The following is a 15,474-nucleotide window of genomic DNA, read 5'->3' as shown; positions in this document are numbered from 1 at the left end:
ACATCTACCCTGATTCAATCAGTAGATTAGTCTGCTTTTAATGATGACAATGTGCATGATCAGCGTGTGCATATTGTTTATCTGCATGATGATGTGCATGCCCCTGTTCCGCTGTATCTTTACGGATACAGCAACCTTCTACATATTGACTGCTGCCATCCAGATAAAATTCCTCTTTCCATACCGGAACTTCATGTTTTACCCGTTCAACGGCTTCTTCACATGCGGCAAAAGCTTCCCGGCGATGTGCAGCATAGGCAATGGCAATAATGGCTTTTTCACCAATATCCAAAGCGCCAATACGATGAATTACTCGCACATAAGACACCGAGTATTTGGCTTGAATCTCCTGCTCAATCTGACGGATCATTTTTTCCGCGACAGGGGCATAAGCGGTATATTTCAGCGCTTTAACCGCTTTACCTTCATGATGATTACGCACGGTTCCAATAAACACTCCAATCCCGCCACATTCAGGAAATTGCTGAATCTGATCAAAGCTGTCTAGGGTTAAGGCGGTATCCTGAATTCTGGAAAATGTTTTCAATAATGTCATTTCAACCTCCTGCCACTGGCGACAACAGCACCAGCGTACTGTCTGCATCAAGCCGGGTTTGTCTGGGAATGATGTCCTCACCGATGGCGCAGGCACAGCGTTCAATCATGGTAAAAGCTGCCGGATAATCTTGCGCTACTTGAGCCAATACCTGAGCAACCGTGCTGTATGAGCTGCACATCATTTCCAGATTTGCGGGTAATTGTCGTTCTACCGCACCGAAGGCTTCAATTTGAATTTTGATCTGTGGCATTTTAACCTCCAAGCATGTGCATACTAATTTTGCGGCTGCTTTTATCCATACTTTGATTTTTTAAACGTTGCTCTATGGCATGAAAGCCTTGTTCTTTATTCCAGATATAATTTGATAAAGTGTGATGTAAGCTTAGTTCAATCAAAGGTATAGATGCAGCCAGTGCTTTAATTTCAGTTTTTAGCTGCAAACCTTGCGGTGCAAACAGGCAGTTATAAAACTCGCCTTGTGCAGTTAAACGCAGCCGATCACAGCTGCCACAAAATGAGTTAGTGATGGTGGATATGATTCCAAGCGGATGACCATCAATAAAATACTGTCGTGCTGGTTCCGAAGCTGATTGCACTGAATCATTTGTCCTTTGGGTTAAAGTAAATTCAGTACCGAGATGATTTAAAATTTGCTGTTCACTGACCACATGTGCAGTCGACCATTTACGCTCACCATCTAGCGGCATAAATTCAATAAAACGTAGCTGGATATTTTGCTCAACTGACCAGCGTGCCAACGGCAAAATCTGATTGTCATTGATGCCGTTCATCAATACGCTATTGATTTTGATCGGCAAACCAGCCTGTTGTGCTGCACGAATTCCGTCAAGTACGGGGCTTAAATCTTTTTGGGTCAGCTGTTTAAATTGATCAGCATCCAAACTGTCCAGACTGATGTTCAAATCATCCAGTCCAGCCTGTTTTAAAGCCTGTGCATATTGTTTGAGATAATGACCATTGCTGGTCATAGAGATGCGTTTCAGTCCCAAGGGTTTCAGGTTTTGCAGTTGTGCCACAAAATGCACCACCCCTTGACGCATTAAAGGCTCTCCCCCGGTAATGCGAATCGCTTCTATGCCACGATGCACCATAAAAGCACAAAAATGATAAAGCTCTTCAAAACTGAGCAAGTCGTGTTTTTTCATCCATTCAGGATGTTCCGGCATGCAATAGACACACTTAAAATTACAGCGATCGGTGACTGAAATTCGCAATTTACGCTTGCTGCGACCAAACTGATCGACAAATCGCGCATCGGTTTCAAGTTCTGTCATCATATTCATGTTGAACATCCATCTTCAGGCATCTTGTTGTCATTGCACAGATGTTGTGCGCAAGATTTAAAGTGCCCAATCTTGTTATTGTTAGAATTGCAATAAGTGTTCCAACTTTGTGCCAAAGGCAAAAGATTCTGTTTTAATGCAGAAATTTAAGTTGTTGATGCTGCTGTAGCTCATCCAGTGAATTAATGCTGTGAAAAAATAGGGCACGATTTTTAAAACTTGCTACTTGGGCGTGCAAGTCGGCAAAACAGTGTTTTAGACTGCGCTGTTTTTGTTCGAGATGATTGATAAAGGTAGGTAGACTACTGCGTTTAAGCAGACAAAATGGATACAGGGCCGTACCATTAATTTCTACATAGGCCACCTCTGCCAGACTGTTTTTCGCCAAAACCTGATGCAACTTGAGTAGAACTCGTGAAGGGATATAGGTCACATCGCAGGGGACAAATAGTACATAGTCGGCCTGTACATGTGCCCAGGCGCTTTTCATGCCCATCAGTGGACCTAAAAAGCCGCTTTCATCATCCTGATAGCAATGAATGCTGGGAATAATTTTCTGGTAAATCGAATCATCCCGGTGGCTGTTAATCCAGACGTGCGCTACATCGGATTTTAACTGTTGATGGATTTTGATCAGTTGAATCTGGTCATCAAATTTCTGCAACAGCTTATTGATGCCATTCATGCGCCGTGCCTGCCCCCCGGCTAAAATCACCAGATCGGTACTCGGATAAACAGCATTTTTTAATGTTTTTCTCATTCTACCGCCTCCATTTGACAGGCTTTAATCAGGCCACGAATTTCAGGCAAACATGAACCGCAGTTACCGCCCGCTTTTAGGCATGCAGTAACCTGTTTTTCATCAGTGATATTTTTGGTTTTGATGGTATCAATAATTCGGTTTTTACCGACTTTAAAACAGCTACAGACCAGTGGACCTTCATTGTTGGCCATCGACATTGGCTGTCCTGCCAGTAAGGCTTTACGGTGCATGGCACTTAAACGTTCACGCTTAAACAGGCTTGCGACCCAGTCGCGGTCCGGCAATAAAGCTTTCGGTGCAATATACAGGCTGGCAATCAAGTGCCCATCCTTCAACACCATACTATGACTGATATGGGCGGTTTGATCTTCAATGTTCAGCCATTCAAAACTTTCATCCTGAAACGGTAACAGCTCTTTTAACTGTTCAGTGGTCTGGATAAATTTTTTACGGTCTGCCAGTTCATAACGCACGGCTTTGGCGGTAGTGATTTTGGTCCACCACACGGTGTTTTGAATGGAAGATTGCACGACCTTTTCAAAGCCCTGACGCACATAAAATACGCCCTGCCATTGGCTATAAAATGGCTGGATGATGACCGGGGTATGTTTAAATTCAGGTTCACCGGAAATGGCATCCACCACCGGATTAACGACCTTGCCAATCCGCGCATCCGATGCGACCTGATCATTCCAGTGAATCGGTGCAAAGACCTGTCCGCGACGAATATCATCACTGACCGCCGCACGTAAAACACAGTTGCCCCATTTCGATTTGACTTCTACCAGTTCACCATCTTTGACCCCATATTTTAGGGCATCATGCGGATGAATTTCACAATACGGTTCTGCACGGTGGCTACTTAAATTGGCAGATAAACCGGTACGGCTCATGGTGTGCCACTGGTCACGAATCCGCCCAGTATTCAGCATCAAAGGAAATTCGCTACACACCTGATTGACGGGATTAACTGCGCTAATGGCAATAAATTTGGCTTTGCCATCCGCATGACTAAACTGACCTTTGGAATACAACCGAGCGACAGCGTCTTCTTTTTGATGTTTAGTCCAGACCGGCCACTGCACCGGTTTTAGGTCATCATATTGATTAAATGTTAAATCCGTTAAGCCGTTTAAATTAAAATATCGGAAATGTGGCGTTATATCGCGGTGGCTTAAGTCTGCATTTTGATGTGCCGATAAACGGACATGTTCCAGAAAAATGTCATGGCTATTGTTAAAATCAAAACCATCAAAGCTCATGCATTTTGCCACCTGACTGATCGCCCACCAGTCGGCTTTAGCCTGTTCTGGCTCTTCTAAAAATGCACGCTGTCTGGAAATACGGCGTTCAGAATTGGTGACGGTACCATCTTTTTCACCCCACCCTAAAGCCGGTAACAGCACGTCGGCATATTGTGTAGTGTCGGTGTCTTGGCAAATATCCGACACCACCACAAATTCACATTTATCTAAGGCACGTTTCACCTGATCGGCATCGGGTAAGCTCACCACAGGATTGGTGGCCATAATCCAGATGGCTTTGATTTTGCCACTTTCTACCGCATGGAATAAATCAACGGCCTTAAAGCCAGCCTGCTTGGCAATATAAGGGCTTTGCCAGAAGTTTTGCACCAGTTGCTGATGGCTTTCGTTTTCCAGTTCTAAATGTGCCGCCAGCATATTGGCTAAACCACCGACTTCACGACCGCCCATAGCATTCGGCTGACCAGTCATGGAAAATGGTGCAGCACCCAGTTTGCCAATTTTCCCCATCAATAAATGGCAGTTGGTTATGCTATTGGCTTTATTCACCCCTTGTGAAGACTGATTCACTCCCATGGAAAACAGGGTCATCACTTTTTCAGTTTGGGCAAATTTCTGATAAAAAACTTGCAGTTTTTCCAGTGAAATACCAGTACGTACAGCGACATCTTCAATGGACGATTCAGTTTGACTGTATGTTAAAGCTTGTTCTAAGCCTTGCGTATATTGATCAATAAAATCTGGGTCTGCATGGCCATTTTGCGCCAGATACTGTAATAAGCCGTTAAATAGAGCGACATCTTGCCCCGGTAAAATCGGTAAATGTAAATCTGCTGCTTCACAGGTACTGGTAAAACGCGGGTCAATCACCACCACAAACAGATCACGTTGCTCTTTGGCTTTCATGACGCGTTGATATAACACCGGATGACACCATGCCGTATTGGAACCGACCAACACCACCATGTCGGTATGTTCAAAATCTTCATAGCTCGCCGGAACAATATCTTCACCGAAAGCACGTTTGTGTGCAGCAACCGCAGATGACATACAGAGTCGTGAATTGGTATCGATATTGGCTGTACCGAGGTAACCTTTGACGAACTTGTTCACCACATAATAATCTTCAGTCAGCAATTGCCCCGACACATAAAAGCCAATACTGTCACGACCATATTGATCAATACATTGCTGAAACTTATTGGCAATTAAATCCGTTGCAGTATTCCAGTCGGTCTTTTCACGCTTTTTCTTGCGACCAAGCATAGGATGGAGAACGCGTGCTTCGAGGCCAATGGTATCGGCCAGATTGCTACCTTTAATGCACAGCTTGCCGTAGTTGGATGGATGATTGACATCCCCTGCAACCGACACTTTTTGCCCTAAAGCAGTGTCCTGCACAGTCGCAGTGACACCACAACCTACCCCACAATAGGGACAGGTGGTATTGGTGATTTTGGTATTTATTTCTGTGGAGCTATGCAGTTCCATAATGGGAATACTCTTCATGATCGCTCCTTAGCTCCTTACCTAAGCATCTTTAATCCTCCCCAACCCTCCTTTAATAAAGGAGGGAGCTTTTCTTGATTTGATCAGCTTTTTGTCAGGCTATTCCCCTCTTTTTCAAAGAGGGGGTTAGGGGAGATTTCTACCTATTCATACGCTTTATTTACCGCTGAGATACATCCACAATAAAGCTTTCTCTACTGAATGAACTAACCTGCTTTCTTTAATGCAAAATCTTTACCAAAGAGCAATTTATTACGAATATTACTGATTGGCGTTTGGTCAGAAATCAGCTCTGCATACCAGGCACCATCTTCAGTATCACCAAACAGCACTGCACCAATGACTTTATCTTTTTGAATAATAATGCGTTTATAAATCTGACGTTTTTCATCATTCAAAATAATGTCTTCGTAATCGTCCTGGGGTTCACCATTTTCTAAATCAATTCGACCCGCTGAAAATACATCACAGCCGCTGACCTTGAGCTGGGTTGGAACCGTTGGTGCCTTGAAGGTCAGGCTGCCGTGTTCGGCCAGATGTGAGGCACAAATAAAGGCTTGGCCCCAAAGTGGTTCAACCAGACCGAAGGTTTGATTACGGTGCTCAATACATTCCCCCACCGCATAAATACTTGGGTCAAAGGTTTGCATAGTGTCATTGACGATTACGCCACGATTACAACGTAAGCCGGCACTTTGCGCCAATGCCATATTCGGACGAATCCCCACGGCAAAAACCACCAGATCAGCGTCTAATACAGTGCCATCTTTCAGCCTGATTTGAGTAACATGACCCTCTTCGCCAATCAGTTGTTCGGTATTGGCTTGAGTCATGATATTAATACCCTTGGCTTCAATACTTTGTCTTAATAAGCTGCTGGCACGACTATCCAGTTGACGTTCCATGATGCGATCCATCAGATGCAAAACTGTCACCTTCATGCCGCGTTGTTTGAGCCCATAAGCCGCTTCAAGCCCCAACAGACCGCCACCAATCACCACTGCATTTTTCTTGGTTTTGCAGTACTCCAGCATGCTGTTGACATCATAGATATCACGGAAACTGATCACACCTTTTAAGTCCGAACCGGGAATTGGCGGAACAAAGGGTTTGGAACCTGTCGCCAGGATCAAACGGTCATAATCCACCACCACGCCTTTTTCGGTATAGACCTGCTTACGTGGGCGATCAATTTTTACCGCGGCATCACCAGCAATAAAGCGAATGTTTTTGTCGCTATACCATGCATGCGGATGCAGCATAATGTCATCAATGCTTTTATCACCCGACAATACGGGTGAAAGCATTATGCGGTTATAGTTGCCCCACGGTTCTTCACCAATCACGGTCACTTCATAACGTTCAGGCGCCATATCCAGCAAATCTTCCAGACAGCGCATACCTGCCAGACCATTGCCCACCAACACCAGTTTCATTTTTTCCTGAGAAGTGCCGTTATTGGTAATGTAAGTTTTTTGCGGTGTCGGGCTGACCCAGACCTTGCCATTTTCAATCTTGCTTGGAAATACCAGCAGTTTCTGGTCTTTGTCTTCCAGACAGCGTCCGGTGGCCAGACTGAAATGCTGCTTGTAGATGGGAGATACCACCACACGTTCACCTTGCAAATCGCCAATAATGCCACGCGACATCACAAAAGCCTGACTGAAAGGATCCTGGTTACTTAAGGCATAGACCCGTTTTTCATTACCGACACGGAAAATGGCAATTTGCTGGTTTTCAATTAAAGCCCCCACACCGGTATTCGGGGTAATGTCATCGAGGCTACAAATCTCAATCCAATCTAAATCATTCATTTCTTTTAAAATTGTCATATTCTTTCTCCTTCATTCTTTTAAGCTTCAACAACAGGAATACGTGTCACATCACGTTCAGCCTCGGTTTTTGGGCGGATTTGACCGCGAACCTCAGCGAATTGAATGTGTGGATCATTTTGTTGTTCAACTTTTGCGTTGATAAAGGTGACGAAGCGTTTACGGACTCCCATATCTTCCACCGCAGTACGCCATTCATCTTGATAGGTGCCGACCACATGGTTCATACGGTGTTCCAGTTCAGCTGCCAAACCAAGCGAGTCATTCACGACTACATCTTTTAAATAATCCAGACCACCTTCCAGGTTGTCACGCCATACCGAAGTACGTTGCAAACGGTCTGCGGTCTGGATATAGAACATAAAGAAACGATCGATATATCTGATTAAGGTTTGGGTATCCAGATCCGATGCCAGTAGTTCTGCATGGCGTGGTTTCATGCCGCCATTCCCGCAAACATATAAGTTCCAGCCCTTTTCAGTGGCAATTACCCCCACATCTTTACTTTGTGCTTCAGCACATTCACGGGTACAGCCAGACACCGCCATTTTCAGTTTATGTGGTGAACGTAGGCCCTTGTAGCGGTTTTCCAGAAAAATGGCCAAACCGACTGAGTCATCCACACCATAACGGCACCAGGTACTGCCGACACAGGATTTCACAGTACGTAAAGATTTACCATAAGCATGACCCGACTCAAATCCTGCATTGATCAGTTTTTCCCAGATTTCAGGCAGTTGATGCACTTGCGCACCAAACATGTCGACCCGTTGTCCACCGGTGAGTTTGGTATATAAACCGTATTCTTTGGCAATTTGACCAATGGCAATCAAGCCCTCAGGAGTGACCTCACCACCTGCCATTCTCGGTACGACTGAGTAAGAACCATCTTTTTGAATATTACCGAGATAATAGTCGTTACTGTCTTGCAAACCGGCATGGCTTGGCTTTAATACAAAGTCATTCCAGCAAGATGCTAGGATATTTGCCACCGTTGGTTTACAGATATCACAGCCCAAGCCATGACCATGCTGCCCGATCAGATCATCAAAAGTCTTAATTTCATTAACACGAACCAGGTGATACAGCTCTTGGCGTGAATAGGCAAAGTGTTCACACAGATGGTTATTGACCGTCACGCCTTGGCGTTGCAATTCAGACTTCAACACTTGCGTGACCAGTGGCGCACAGCCACCACAGGCTGTTGCCGCTTGGGTGCATTTTTTCAGTGCACCGAGTGAAGTTGAACCCTCTGCAATTGCACTGCAAATATCGGCCTTAGACACGTTATTACATGAACAGATGGTTGCACTGTCAGGCAGTAAATCGACACCGCTGCCACCAGCTTTGGCGCTTGATTGTGCATAGCCCGGCATAATCAGGCTTTCAGGATTTTCTGGAATTTCCAATCCATTCAGCATCATTTGCAGCAGGTCGTTATATTCTTTGGCACAGCCCACCAGAACGGCACCAAGTAATCTGGTTTTTTCCGCATTCACCACAATCTTTTTATAGATCATGGCATCTTCATCGGCATAGAAATAGCTGAGCGCATTTGGGGTCATGGCATGGGCATCACCCACCGAGGCCACATCAACCCCCATCAGTTTCAGCTTGGTGCTCATATCGGCGCCAGCAAATGAATTGCAGGCTTGATTCATGACATGTTTTGCTGCAATACGTGCCATGTCATAGCCCGGAGCCACCAAACCGTAGATTTTATTTTGCCAAAGCGCACATTCACCAATCGCGTAAATGTTCGAATCTGAAGTTTGGCAATAATCATTAATCACAATTCCGCCACGTTCACCAATCGCGAGTCCACTTTGACGCGCTAATTCATCACGTGGGCGAATACCCGCAGAGAATAAGACAATATCGGTTTCAAGTTCAGAACCATCGCCAAATTTCATCACATGCGTGGTATTGCTACCCGCTTCAATACATTGTGTGGCTTTTTGAGTATGAACTTTTACGCCTAAATTTTCGATCTTTGCGCGTAAAACCTTACCGCCCAAATCATCAATTTGAACTGCCATTAAACGGGGTGCAAATTCCACCACATGCGTTTCCAAGTCCAGATCATGCAGTGCTTTAGCAGCTTCAAGACCTAACAGGCCACCGCCAATTACCACACCTGTCTTGGCATTTAAACTGGCTGCACGAATGGCATCCAGATCTTCAATGGTGCGATAAACAAAACAGTTTTCACGCTCATTACCCGGAATAGGAGGAACAAAAGCATATGAACCGGTTGCCAGCACCAGTTTGTCATAACTAATGACATCACCATGATTGGTCGTGACTGTTTTATTTAAGCTATCAATGGCAGTTACCTTAGTACTTAAACGCAGATCAATCCCATAAGCATCAGCAAAATCTGCACGGCAAAGTGTGAGGTCCTTGGCTGATTTACCGGTGAAATATTCGGTTAAATGAACACGGTCATAGGCTAAACGTGGTTCTTCTGCCAAGATGGTAATTTCAACTTCATCACCTGCATGTTCAAGCACGGATTCAATAAATTTGTGTCCTACCATGCCATGGCCAATCATTACCAGTTTCATATTGCTTCTCCTATTCTTTTAATCTATTGATTTAAGCCATGTTGTTTCGTTCAAGCACTGCTTGTTCATACAATTTTTGTTCCTTCTCTTTATGTTCAACCGAGAAGCGAATCATCAGAACAAAACTTGCTGCAAGGACTACAAATCCCCCCAAAAACATCAGGCAGGTTTGAATATCCAGCATGCCTTTCAACAAGAAACCAGCTGCAACTGCACCTACGTTACCGCCTGCACCAATAATGCCTGCTACGCCACCCAAAGCATCACGGTCAATAAATGGCACCAGTGCATAGGTTGCACCACAAGCCATATGGGTAAATAAGGCAAACACGGTCATGGTTAAAATCGCCAGCATTGCGCTGTTCATTTGTGAGAACACGATCAGGAACAAACCTTCCATCAAGATCATGGTAAACAGCACTTTGGTACGACCATCCAGACCTTTTTTGGTTGCCACTTTGTCAGAAACAATTCCACCTAAAGCACGGGCAAACAGCGCCAACAAACCAAAGATCCCGGCAGCCAGCCCTGCTTCTTTCAGGCCAAAGCTGAAATGTTCGACGTAGTACATTGCCACGATGTTATGAATGAAGATTTCGATACCGAAACACGCAGCATAGGCACCAAACAGAATCCAGACACGGTAGTTGCGCGCAGCATGCATCAGAATTGCCATACCGCCTTTTTTATCGCTACCGACTTGAATGCCTTGCGCACGAAGTTCCTTAAAGTTACCTTGTGGACAGTCTTGAGTGAATTTCCAGTAAAGCGCACCGACAATCAGCATCATCACACCTGGAACAATCAGGGCAATTCTCCAGCCCATCGCTTGTTCAACACCAAACATCACCAAGGCAGCAAGCATTAACGGCATAAGCGCTTGTGTTGCACCACCACCCGCATTACCCCAACCTGCTGATGCAGCATTGGCCGTACCCACCACATTTGGAGCGAACATGATACTGGTGTGATATTGGGTGATCACGAAGCTGGCACCAATCGCACCAATCAATAAGCGGAAAAATAAGAAAGATTCATAGCTGTTGGCAGATGCCACACCAAATACAGGAATACTGCCGATAATTAATAATGCGGTATAGGTTTTGCGTGGACCGTATTTGTCGCATAAAGGCCCGACAATCAGCCGGACAATAATGGTAATAGCCACGGCGGCAATATTGATATTGGCGATTTGATCTTTAGTAAGATGAAATTCACCTGCAATGACCGGCATTAGAGGTGCACAGGCAAACCAGGCAAAGAAGCAGACAAAAAAGGCGAGCCAACTCATGTGGAAGGCTCTCATCGCCGCGCTGTTAAAACTAAAAAGACTTATTTTTGTTGCCTTTTTTTCATATAAATTTGAAGACATAACCTTCTCCTTCCTGAACTGAACGTATTGGGTTATCTGTTATGCGGATAGCTGCATAGCAGATTCGATCAGAACGGACATCGTTGGCCGTCTTACAAATTTTTAGAGTCGTCTTTGACTCAGTAGAGATTAAGCAATGACTGTGCCAATAATAATAAAATATCTTTAAATTATTATTTTTTAACATTTTTATTTAAGTTTTACTTTTTTTTGCACAAACCAGTTGCTTCATCTGCTCTACTGAACAACAAAATGAGTATTCACAGCAACTGCACTTGTGCTTCCTCGTAGCGCATTTTTGCATCAAGACAGTGCAATACGCTGTTCGATTCAAGTTTTATGTCTGATTCTTATAAAAAAATAGAGTTTTATTAATTTTGGCATTTAAATTGCTTTCGATTAGATATAAATTTTTCTGGCTCTGCTTAGATGGTATTTAGCTCAATATGCCAAAACTAAAAATTGCACTGATTGATGACGATCAAGAACGTGCCAACTATATAAAAGCTTCCCTGATCGAACATCATTTCGAGGTGGTTGCCTGCCTGACCATCGACCATTTAAGCCTGTTCCGTTTAGAACAGTTACACGCAGATGTGATTTTGCTGGACATGGATCATCCCCATCGCGACATTATTGAAAGTTGTGTCAGCCAGTTCGATTTACCCACCGTGCTGTTTACTAAAAACAGTCATAAAGACACTATTAAAAGTGCCATTGATGCCGGGGTCACGGCGTATATCGTGGACGGGATTGATCCGGCCAAACTACAAAACATTCTGGAAATTTCGATTGCCCAGTATAAAAAACATAAAAAATTACTGGATGATCTGGAAGAGACCAAAAATAAACTGGCTGACCGTAAAGTGGTAGATCAAGCCAAAGTACTGATGATGCAATTGCATTCCCTCACTGAAGATCAGGCATTTCAATTACTCAGAAAAAATGCCATGAGCCATCGCATGACCATTGGAGAAATGGCACGGCGTTTATTGGATGCCCAACAACTGTTACAAAACCAATTCAAGGATTAGCCCATGACAGATTTAGAAAAAACCCAAATCCAGATTGGCTACATTCCTTTGCTTGACTGTGTGGCTATCCTTTGGGCCAAACAGCGTGGCTTTTTTGCAGAGCTTGGTCTGGAGGTTACCTTAGTCAAGGAAGCCTCATGGGCAAGTCTCAGAGACCGGCTGGCCTTCGGCTTTCTGGATGCCGCCCATTGCCTGTCTGCCATGCTTCCTGCCGCAGCACTAGGTGAAGACCAGTTGGGCATTCCCTTACAAACGGCATTGGTGCTCAGTCATAACCGCGCCTTTATCAGTTTGAGCCAGAAATTATGTTTCGACCTGCACATTTCAGCGCAAGATAATGCCCAACAATCGGCAGAAAAAATTGTCTCCGCCATACAAACACAACAATCAATTCAACTGGCGCATGTGTTTAAGCAGTCCATTCATCATTATTGTTTAAGAGAATGGTTAGCCCTTGCCAATGCTGAGGTCGCAGAAAAAATCAAACTCACCACCCTTCCGCCTCCGTATATGGTGGAAGCCTTAAGCAATCATGTGATAGATGGTTTCTGTGTCGGGGAACCCTGGAACACTCAAGGAGAACTGTTGGGCATCAGTCAGATTGTGGCCAGCAGTCAGGATATTATTCCCAAGATTGCAGACAAGGTACTGGCTGTCACGGCCGACTGGGCAGCACAGCATCCTCATACTCACCGTGCTTTAGTGGCTGCGATTGAAAAAGCACAGCAAGAATTGCAGACGCTGGAGGACTATACCGAAGTCTGGAAAATGCTAGTTGACTTTAATATTGTTCAGTTCCAATGTTCCGACAGCATTCATGTACAAAAATTCCATTCCATTCAAAATATTATCCGCAATTTTGTCGATGAGACATCTGTGCCAAAGGTAGAAGATTTTAAATGGCTGACTCAGCAAATGCTGAAATGGGACAACCCAATTCACTTGAATGATACGATGATTGAAAACATCAGCCAAAACTGTATTTTATCTTTGACGAAATAAGGCAGCATCCGCATTGCCCCCGGCCACAAAAAATAATCACAATGCTGGGGTTAAGCCATTCATTTTGATTATTTTATCGCTGTAATCCAGTTTTATGGTTTATTTTCATTTCTGCAGTTTCCCACAAATTTTCTCCATATTTTTACGTTATCTTACGCAAAATTACATAGGGAACATTCAATAATGAAACGCATACAACCGCGTTGGCAATGGAGCACCCTGAGTTGTGCACTGTTTAGTTTTATCTCCCCAAGCTGGGCGGCTGACACGATTAGCGATGCCACAACAAACAGCACGGTTGTTCAAACAGACCCGGTACAAACACTGGCAACCCTAAAATTTCAAGCAACGCCCACCCAGAGCAAAGATGCCGATATCAGTGCTGTAGCGAAAACCATTGTCACGCGTGAAGAAATGCTGCAATTTGGTGATCAATCCGTGAATGATGCCTTACGCCGTGCCGCCGGTTTTCAGATGCCCACACCGGGACAAGGTCCACGTGGAGGTGGCGGTGCTTCAGCTATGCGTTTTCGTGGCGGTGGTGCCCCGGTATTTTTAATCAATGGTGAACCGGTTCAAGGTGGCCCACGCGGTGGCATGTCGGTTGTTGACAGCATCACGCCAGACATGATCGAATGGATTGAAATTACCAAACAGCCAAGTGTCGCTCAGGCCTCCGTGGCATCTTCCGCAGTCATCAATATTATTCTAAAAGAACCGCTGGATCATGCCCGCATCAGTGGAACCGTCCGTGCGGGATATGGCTTGGCAAAATCGGATCAACAAGAAGAACAACGTAAAAATATCAGTGTTCAGGCCGATGGTCGTGATAATGCCTGGTTATACAGCATGTCTGCCAACCAGATGTGGAATGACACCACCTCGATCACCCAGATCCAAACCAGCAGCGAAACCCGCGAACAAAAGCGCATTACTGAACGCAAGTCGCAAATGCTGGCACCGCGTGTAGAGTATCAGCTGGATGACCAGCAAAAACTGGTTGCCGAAGTGTTCTATCGTAATAATGAAAGTGACGGTATCCGTGGCGATCAGACTCAAAATGACAAGAACGACAGTATCCGTTTAAATACCCGTTATGAACGCAAGGACAAGGGCAATTCCGACAAGATTCGTCTTTCTGTAGAACAGCAAAATGAAACTGAATCGACCCAGTCACCGCTATTCAGCAGCTATACCGATGAAACCGTGAATGAATATGGTGTGGCTTATGATGGTGTGCGTAAGTTTGGTGAAACCAAGCAACTGAAATTTGGTAGTGATATTCGCTCGAGTGAACTTGAGAGCAATATTACAGATACACTGGATGAACAGCGTTATGCACTCTATACCGAAGGTAGCTGGAAGTTTAGCGACCGGCAAACCCTAACCTTGGGTGCGCGTCAGGAATGGATTCATCGTTCAGGACTGGTAGATTATAGTGACCAGCACTTTAGCCCCGTTTGGGCTCATCGCTTTGATTTTGACGATCATTGGTCATTACAAACCAATATCAGCCAGGCGTTCCGCAATCCAAAAACAGACCAGCTGTTACCCACGGTTTCTGTTTCTACCGACAGTGATGCCGGCAGCCTGAATAACCCTGACCGTGGCGGCAATCCAAATTTACGTCCGGAAAAAATTACCGCCTTTGAGTCTACCTTGGGTTATAACACCCTGGCAGGCGGCATCAATATCACGGCGTACCAACGCGAAATTGAGGATTATATTGAGAAAGTGATTCGTCAGGAAAACGGTCGTTTTGTTGAAAGACCGATTAACCAGGACAATGCCACCACTTACGGTGTTGAGGTTTCCGGTCGTTATGCCTTAAAGCAAACTGAAAATGGACATTCATTGATGTTGAATGGTCAACTATCTACCGTACGTGCAAAAATTGAAGATGCCAATCATCAACAACGTTTAGCCAGTGATGTTGCGCCTTATACAGCAAGTGCCGGTTTGTCTTATAACTATCAGCCTTGGCGTCTTTCCAGCAGTGTGAATCTGAACTATGTTCCTGAATTTACCCGTGCCTTGGATAACCAGCCTTATGACCGTACCAGCAATGAACGGGTTAACATGGATATCAGTGTGACCAAACGCTTTAATGATGACTGGGCAACCACACTCAGTGCACGCAATGTTTTAAGTACAGATTATAAAGAGCGTTTAACCAAACAGTCGGATGGCAGCCTGTATGAATCACGGGTAAATCACGCTATTCCAAGTGTACTTATCAGTGTAGAAAAGAAATTCTAAACTAAAAG

11 protein-coding genes are annotated in these 15,474 nt (G+C 44.7%); 3 read left to right on the top strand and 8 right to left on the bottom strand.

Going from position 1 to position 15,474, the window contains the following annotated elements; translation table 11 throughout:
- Positions 1 to 37: 37 nt before the first annotated feature.
- From WAE57_RS05455 to WAE57_RS05420, 8 genes are all read right to left on the bottom strand, one after another.
- Complete coding sequence (locus WAE57_RS05455; protein WP_337708956.1) at positions 38 to 556, bottom strand: molybdenum cofactor biosynthesis protein MoaE; 519 nt, start codon at positions 554 to 556, stop codon at positions 38 to 40.
- Position 557: 1 nt separating this feature from the next.
- The gene (locus WAE57_RS05450) at positions 558 to 809 is read right to left on the bottom strand and encodes a MoaD/ThiS family protein (protein WP_337708954.1); all 252 of its coding nucleotides are present in this window, start codon (positions 807 to 809) and stop codon (positions 558 to 560) included.
- Between the two features lies 1 nt (position 810).
- The gene (moaA, locus tag WAE57_RS05445; RefSeq protein WP_337708952.1) at positions 811 to 1,863 is read right to left on the bottom strand and encodes a GTP 3',8-cyclase MoaA; all 1,053 of its coding nucleotides are present in this window, start codon (positions 1,861 to 1,863) and stop codon (positions 811 to 813) included.
- A 133-nt stretch (positions 1,864 to 1,996) separates the two neighbouring features.
- Positions 1,997 to 2,623 carry an NTP transferase domain-containing protein gene (locus tag WAE57_RS05440; protein WP_086174359.1) on the bottom strand — a complete coding sequence of 209 codons (627 nt, stop codon included), beginning with the start codon at positions 2,621 to 2,623 and terminating at the stop codon, positions 1,997 to 1,999.
- The gene (locus tag WAE57_RS05435) at positions 2,620 to 5,400 is read right to left on the bottom strand and encodes a molybdopterin-dependent oxidoreductase (protein ID WP_337708948.1); all 2,781 of its coding nucleotides are present in this window, start codon (positions 5,398 to 5,400) and stop codon (positions 2,620 to 2,622) included. The genes WAE57_RS05440 and WAE57_RS05435 overlap by 4 nt, the downstream gene beginning before the upstream one ends.
- Positions 5,401 to 5,606: 206 nt before the next feature.
- Complete coding sequence (gene nirD, locus WAE57_RS05430; protein WP_337708946.1) at positions 5,607 to 7,232, bottom strand: nitrite reductase small subunit NirD; 1,626 nt, start codon at positions 7,230 to 7,232, stop codon at positions 5,607 to 5,609.
- A gap of 20 nt (positions 7,233 to 7,252) precedes the next feature.
- On the bottom strand, positions 7,253 to 9,799 hold the full coding sequence (gene nirB / locus WAE57_RS05425) for a nitrite reductase large subunit NirB (protein ID WP_337708944.1): 2,547 nt from the start codon (positions 9,797 to 9,799) through the stop codon (positions 7,253 to 7,255).
- A 31-nt stretch (positions 9,800 to 9,830) separates the two neighbouring features.
- Positions 9,831 to 11,171 (bottom strand): MFS transporter, encoded by a 1,341-nt coding sequence (locus WAE57_RS05420; protein ID WP_237786523.1) that lies wholly within the window; start codon positions 11,169 to 11,171, stop codon positions 9,831 to 9,833.
- A gap of 446 nt (positions 11,172 to 11,617) precedes the next feature.
- Here WAE57_RS05420 and WAE57_RS05415 point away from each other — a divergent pair, with 446 nt between their 5' ends.
- From WAE57_RS05415 to WAE57_RS05405, 3 genes are all read left to right on the top strand, one after another.
- The gene (locus tag WAE57_RS05415; RefSeq protein WP_086174364.1) at positions 11,618 to 12,205 is read left to right on the top strand and encodes an ANTAR domain-containing protein; all 588 of its coding nucleotides are present in this window, start codon (positions 11,618 to 11,620) and stop codon (positions 12,203 to 12,205) included.
- A gap of 3 nt (positions 12,206 to 12,208) precedes the next feature.
- Entirely contained in the window at positions 12,209 to 13,207 is a 999-nt protein-coding gene (locus WAE57_RS05410) for an ABC transporter substrate-binding protein (RefSeq protein ID WP_337708938.1), read from the top strand.
- A 183-nt stretch (positions 13,208 to 13,390) separates the two neighbouring features.
- Positions 13,391 to 15,466, top strand: a complete 2,076-nt coding sequence (locus tag WAE57_RS05405; RefSeq protein ID WP_337708936.1) for a TonB-dependent receptor — start codon at positions 13,391 to 13,393, stop codon at positions 15,464 to 15,466.
- Positions 15,467 to 15,474: the final 8 nt, after the last annotated feature.

The organism is Acinetobacter sp. NS-4 (assembly GCF_037402435.1).
In the GTDB taxonomy this organism is placed as follows: domain Bacteria; phylum Pseudomonadota; class Gammaproteobacteria; order Pseudomonadales; family Moraxellaceae; genus Acinetobacter.
The sequence above is the reverse complement of the archived record's forward strand: the minus strand, read 5'-3'. Positions and strand labels throughout refer to the sequence as shown.

What these genes read in the sequence shown, in the direction of transcription:
- WAE57_RS05455 (WP_337708956.1), bottom strand. Translation starts at nt 556, where the DNA reads ATGACATTATTGAAAACATTTTCCAGAATTCAGGATACCGCCTTAACC.
- WAE57_RS05450 (WP_337708954.1), bottom strand. Translation starts at nt 809, where the DNA reads ATGCCACAGATCAAAATTCAAATTGAAGCCTTCGGTGCGGTAGAACGA.
- moaA (WP_337708952.1), bottom strand. Translation starts at nt 1,863, where the DNA reads ATGAATATGATGACAGAACTTGAAACCGATGCGCGATTTGTCGATCAG.
- WAE57_RS05440 (WP_086174359.1), bottom strand. Translation starts at nt 2,623, where the DNA reads ATGAGAAAAACATTAAAAAATGCTGTTTATCCGAGTACCGATCTGGTG.
- WAE57_RS05435 (WP_337708948.1), bottom strand. Translation starts at nt 5,400, where the DNA reads ATGAAGAGTATTCCCATTATGGAACTGCATAGCTCCACAGAAATAAAT.
- nirD (WP_337708946.1), bottom strand. Translation starts at nt 7,232, where the DNA reads ATGACAATTTTAAAAGAAATGAATGATTTAGATTGGATTGAGATTTGT.
- nirB (WP_337708944.1), bottom strand. Translation starts at nt 9,799, where the DNA reads ATGAAACTGGTAATGATTGGCCATGGCATGGTAGGACACAAATTTATT.
- WAE57_RS05420 (WP_237786523.1), bottom strand. Translation starts at nt 11,171, where the DNA reads ATGTCTTCAAATTTATATGAAAAAAAGGCAACAAAAATAAGTCTTTTT.
- WAE57_RS05415 (WP_086174364.1), top strand. Translation starts at nt 11,618, where the DNA reads ATGCCAAAACTAAAAATTGCACTGATTGATGACGATCAAGAACGTGCC.
- WAE57_RS05410 (WP_337708938.1), top strand. Translation starts at nt 12,209, where the DNA reads ATGACAGATTTAGAAAAAACCCAAATCCAGATTGGCTACATTCCTTTG.
- WAE57_RS05405 (WP_337708936.1), top strand. Translation starts at nt 13,391, where the DNA reads ATGAAACGCATACAACCGCGTTGGCAATGGAGCACCCTGAGTTGTGCA.